Raw genomic sequence first — 4,418 nt, 5'->3', positions numbered from 1 at the left:
GGGATTTGCTTGAATATTCGTTAGAAAATATTCCGGTGTTGTTGCAGTTCTCTTGTCACAAGAAATCATCACAAACAAGGTTGAAATAATTATCATTGATAGAATTGATATGCTTAATATTTTTTTCATAATATCTCCTATTGTTTGGGATTAATCAATCTTTTTTCCAGATTTTTGTCAATATCGGTCTCTACCGCATCTACAGAAAGATCGACAATACGGGGAGTAATTTCAATGATTAAATCTGTTTTTCGCATTTCTTTTTCTTTATGCTGAAAAAGTTTACCTATAAAGGGAATATCACCCAAAAAGGGAAATTTATTTGTCTTCACAGTCAAAGTAGAACTAAGCAAACCACCGATAACAATTTTCTTTCCATTTGGAACAGTAACCGTAGTAACAGCTTTTCTGACCTTTGTTCTTGGTATATAACCGCCAACGAGTTCCATTACCGAGCTCACTTCCGGTTCAATCTTCGTAGTGATTTGTCCAGCACTATTAATCGAAGGTTTTATCATAAGCATAATCCCGACCTCTTCCCTTTCGACTCGAATTTGTTTATCATTATCTTCTACAACAAAGGGAACAACTTCACCGATATGAATATTTGCTTCTTCTCCGTTTAAAGCCGTAATTCTGGTATCAGTCAACAATTTTGCAGCATTATTTTCTAAAAGCCAATCAATCGTAACGTCAAAGGCAGTAAGTTGACGACTGAAATGTCCGATGTCTTTCAATCCATCTAATTTTTGGAAATATTGATTCGTTGGTATAAGACCAATATCATTTCCTTCTTTCTTTCCAAATATTTCAGCACCGGTCGGATCGGAATAATCATAAGGTAATCCAACCCCATCGGCATTTACAGGATCTTCGGCAAGGATTGTGGTAAGATGATTAAGTTTACTCCAGTCAATTCCATATTTTTCGGCTTCTTTAATGGAAATCTCAATAAGTCTTGCTTGTATTTCAATTTGTTTTTGGGGAATATCAATTTCTTCAATCCTATTTTGAATTTCTGCAAAAGAGGAAGGATTAGCGGAAATTAGCAAAGCATTTTGACCTTCGATAGGAACACATTCACCTGGTAAAATATCCAATGCTTTTTGAATTTTTGCAGCCTCAATATAATTTAGATGAACGACATAAGAACGTTCACCTACTTCCTGTTCGATAACATCCTGTTTTCCAACAAGAAAGGTTTTATCACCTACTAGCTTATAGGTAAGTCCAACGGATTTGACAACAAGGCTCAAAGCGTTTTCTATGGGCACATCTTTCAAATGAAGGGTAAGATGTTTTTCTGTTTTTACATCCTGCTCTTCTGCTTTTGTATCCATAGCAAGCACGATGTTACAGCCGCTAATCTTTGCCATTGTGGATATGATAGAACTTATGGAAGCATCTTCTGCATCAATGGTTATTTTTGTTTGCAATAAATCATTCTCTTCCGCTTGTAATGAATAAGCTTGTAAGATGAACACAAATGCTATAGAAAACACTATGATTTTACCCCATTGAATGCCTTCTTTTTTTATATTCAAACGGGGTGTTTTGAATTGTAATCTTTTATTTTTCATTAATTCTCCTTAGGAAATTATTTCTACCAATTCAGGCTTCTATCTCTTTTATTTTTATTTTTTTTCAGCATCTCCGGTTTTGGTGGAATTTTTTCTGTTTTCAAAGTTCCCACAAAATCCTTTTGCTTATAAACAATTTCACCAGCTGTGATATTAACAATTGTTCCAAAGGCAAATTTATCCCCGATTTCATAATTTTGGGTTTTGCCTTTATATACAATGCTGGCAATTTTGTTACCGGTAGCAGGAATTATGGTATATTCCAACCGCAACATATTTTCTACCTTTTTACGCCATTCTGCTTCCATATCTTTTTGAGTTTTTACAATAAGGTTCTGTTCTAACGGATCTTTCTTCACATTGAATTTGAAACTTTTTCTGTCCTGAATTGATTGCTCTATATTATTGATCTTATCTAGAAGTCCTTTGCTAAGAGCCAAATCCTGATATGTGGAATTATAAGGGATTTTCTCAGCATGATTAAAAAGATAATAATCTTTGATACCAAAGAGAATAAAGCAAATCACAACGATAGAAATAACAAAATCCTTCAAATGATTATTTTCCATTAAGCCTCCTTGATTATTTTATATACGGAAAGTTCGAGAACTACTTTATAACGAGTTTCCAAATTTTCAGTTTTACTTCCGCGTGTATCCATCGTAATTGGCCGAACTTCGAGAGTTTTTACTTTTATCATATAATTGAATGCCTCAAGATCAGAAAGAAATTCACCAAGTTGGATATATGTGCAAACAAATTCCATTGAGTAAAGTTCTTGAGCCAAATACCTATTATCCAGTTTAATTGTTTTGGGGTCTATAGATTGAATAGAAATATGATATTTATCGGCAAGATCAGCAAGTTTGTTTACAAAAAGATTCACTTCTTTGCTGCTAATTTTTTTTTCATCGGTCATGCTATTCAATATAACCTTTGAAACACCTTTCAATTGCTCGTTTAGTACCTTTGCACTATTCAATTTTTCTTGCTCTTCTTTAATTCTTTCGTCATATTTATGAATTTTGACTATTTTGCTATTAACCTTATCGCTGCTAATATGGAAAAAAAGTAAAGTAACAATAATTATTATGGACAAGAGGATTAAGTATTTATTTCTCATCTTCTACCTCCAGGCTGAGTTTTTGTTACACAGTCAATCTGAAAACGTAAGATAGGCACATCTTTTTCATAATCTTTTCGCGAACTAACAAATTTAATTTCCGGGAAATCCGAATTAATGTGCTCGTTATTTTCCAAGATCGTAATAAATTCATTAATTAAATTGAACTCTTTCTGCTGTCTATCCACTTTTGTAATTCCAAAAATCGACAAAACGTTATTCTTGTATTGAAAATGAGTTATGGCAATTTTATCAGACATTTTTTGGGAAAATGCAACAAGTTTTTTTGCCCAGAAAATTCTCTGTGTAGTGATTTGCGCCATGCGTTTAAGATCTTTTGTAGAAAGGTATTCGCCACTTACTTTATACTGTTTAATATCCTTTTTTATATTTGCGAGTAATCTACGCCGGCTTTGAATTTTTGACTCAAGCGAAGAATTAATCAAAAAGGCAATAATGGAAAAAATCAAAACCGCAGCAGCAAATGAATAAACAGTCTTCAGAAAAGTTTTTTTCTCTTTTATCTGTTCCCTTTCCGCTTCTCCGAACTTATTTAGATTAATAGTAAAATATAATTCCGTCATCATAGCTCCATTATTCCGATCTCATTGCCAAGCCCATTGCCAATGAAAGTTGAGGATCATGTTTATCCTTAAATTTTTCAGGCATTTCCAGGTTAAGGCAAGGATTAAAGACTTCGGTTGAAATATTTAGTTGATTTTCGATGTATTCGGGTAAGCCAGTTAGCTTAGCACTTCCACCCATCAATACAATTTTACGGAAATCGCTGTTTCCGGCTTCTTTTACATAATATCTTAGAGAACGCTTCACTTCTTGTGCAATGTGCTCTTCGGTAGTTTTTTCAGAAACATCCAGACTGATTAATTCTGCTTTGCTGTCCTTTTGGGTTGACTCCTGCAATCCATATTTTAATTTACGCTTTTCTGCTTCCTCAAAAGACATTTTATGCCTGCTCATAATATCTTTGGTGAAATTATACCCAGCCCACGGTATATTTCTGGTAAAAAATTTCGTTTGCGGGCCATAAATTATCAAATTAGTTTTGTGGGCACCAATATCAAGAATAATATAAACTCCGTCTTCTATAAACGAATTCTTCGCAAAGCAATTGGAATCAGCCAAAGCCTCTACATCAACTATGCCCGGGCTTATTCCAGCATCATTAAGAATTTTTGAATGACTTTGGAGCAGCTCCTTGGTGGAGGCTGCCAGCAGAATATTCATATTGTTGGTTTTTTCTTCCACACTAAGTACCTGATAATCCAGCAACATATCCGCACTACTAATTGGTAAATGCTTTTTTGCTTCAAAGAAAAGGGCTGATTCCAGATCTTCCTCAGGTAAAAATATTGTTTTTATCTGCTTTATGCTGGTGTGTTCACCACCAATGGAAGAGATAACATGTTTCATCTTCTTTGAATTGATCTTAAGTGATCTCAACATCTTAATAAGAATGGGAGCGTTTCGATCCGGAGAAAGGTCGGATGGAGAATAATCTACATTTTTCGGAACGGTTGATAAAATCTCAAAATTTTGTAATTTGAATCCCTGATGGATTTTTTTGAGATGCACCAGTTTGATACTGTGCGAACCGATATCCAGCCCGAAACTTTCCTTAAATTGTTTTGTTTTCTTCTTTTTTGCCATATTAACTCACTTCTTCATTTATTTGTAATTTGGAGTAAAATATCCGT

5 protein-coding genes are annotated in these 4,418 nt (G+C 34.1%); all 5 read right to left on the bottom strand.

Annotated features, from left to right (window positions below; translation table 11 throughout):
• Positions 1–137 precede the first annotated feature (137 nt).
• Genes U9P79_09215 through pilM form a run of 5 tightly spaced genes read right to left on the bottom strand, consistent with a single transcriptional unit; the run spans position 138 to position 4,371 of the window.
• Positions 138–1,580, bottom strand: coding sequence for a hypothetical protein (locus U9P79_09215; protein ID MEA2104800.1), 1,443 nt, complete (start codon positions 1,578–1,580; stop codon positions 138–140).
• A 23-nt stretch (positions 1,581–1,603) separates the two neighbouring features.
• Positions 1,604–2,149 (bottom strand): hypothetical protein, encoded by a 546-nt coding sequence (locus U9P79_09210; protein ID MEA2104799.1) that lies wholly within the window; start codon positions 2,147–2,149, stop codon positions 1,604–1,606.
• The gene (locus U9P79_09205) at positions 2,149–2,703 is read right to left on the bottom strand and encodes a hypothetical protein (GenBank protein MEA2104798.1); all 555 of its coding nucleotides are present in this window, start codon (positions 2,701–2,703) and stop codon (positions 2,149–2,151) included. The genes U9P79_09210 and U9P79_09205 overlap by 1 nt, the downstream gene beginning before the upstream one ends.
• A complete protein-coding gene (locus U9P79_09200) occupies positions 2,700–3,287 on the bottom strand; it encodes a hypothetical protein (protein MEA2104797.1) in 588 nt (195 codons plus the stop codon). The genes U9P79_09205 and U9P79_09200 overlap by 4 nt, the downstream gene beginning before the upstream one ends.
• A 10-nt stretch (positions 3,288–3,297) precedes the next feature.
• Entirely contained in the window at positions 3,298–4,371 is a 1,074-nt protein-coding gene (gene pilM / locus U9P79_09195; GenBank protein MEA2104796.1) for a type IV pilus assembly protein PilM, read from the bottom strand.
• Positions 4,372–4,418: the final 47 nt, after the last annotated feature.

Source organism: Candidatus Cloacimonadota bacterium (genome assembly GCA_034661015.1).
GTDB lineage: Bacteria > Cloacimonadota > Cloacimonadia > JGIOTU-2 > JGIOTU-2 > JAYEKN01.
Note: the sequence above shows the minus strand (reverse complement) of the source record. Positions and strands in the feature narration are given on the sequence as shown.

Excerpts from the sequence above, each read along its gene's own strand:
- U9P79_09215 (MEA2104800.1), bottom strand. The coding sequence starts at position 1,580 with ATGAAAAATAAAAGATTACAATTCAAAACACCCCGTTTGAATATAAAA.
- U9P79_09210 (MEA2104799.1), bottom strand. The coding sequence starts at position 2,149 with ATGGAAAATAATCATTTGAAGGATTTTGTTATTTCTATCGTTGTGATT.
- U9P79_09205 (MEA2104798.1), bottom strand. The coding sequence starts at position 2,703 with ATGAGAAATAAATACTTAATCCTCTTGTCCATAATAATTATTGTTACT.
- U9P79_09200 (MEA2104797.1), bottom strand. The coding sequence starts at position 3,287 with ATGACGGAATTATATTTTACTATTAATCTAAATAAGTTCGGAGAAGCG.
- pilM (MEA2104796.1), bottom strand. The coding sequence starts at position 4,371 with ATGGCAAAAAAGAAGAAAACAAAACAATTTAAGGAAAGTTTCGGGCTG.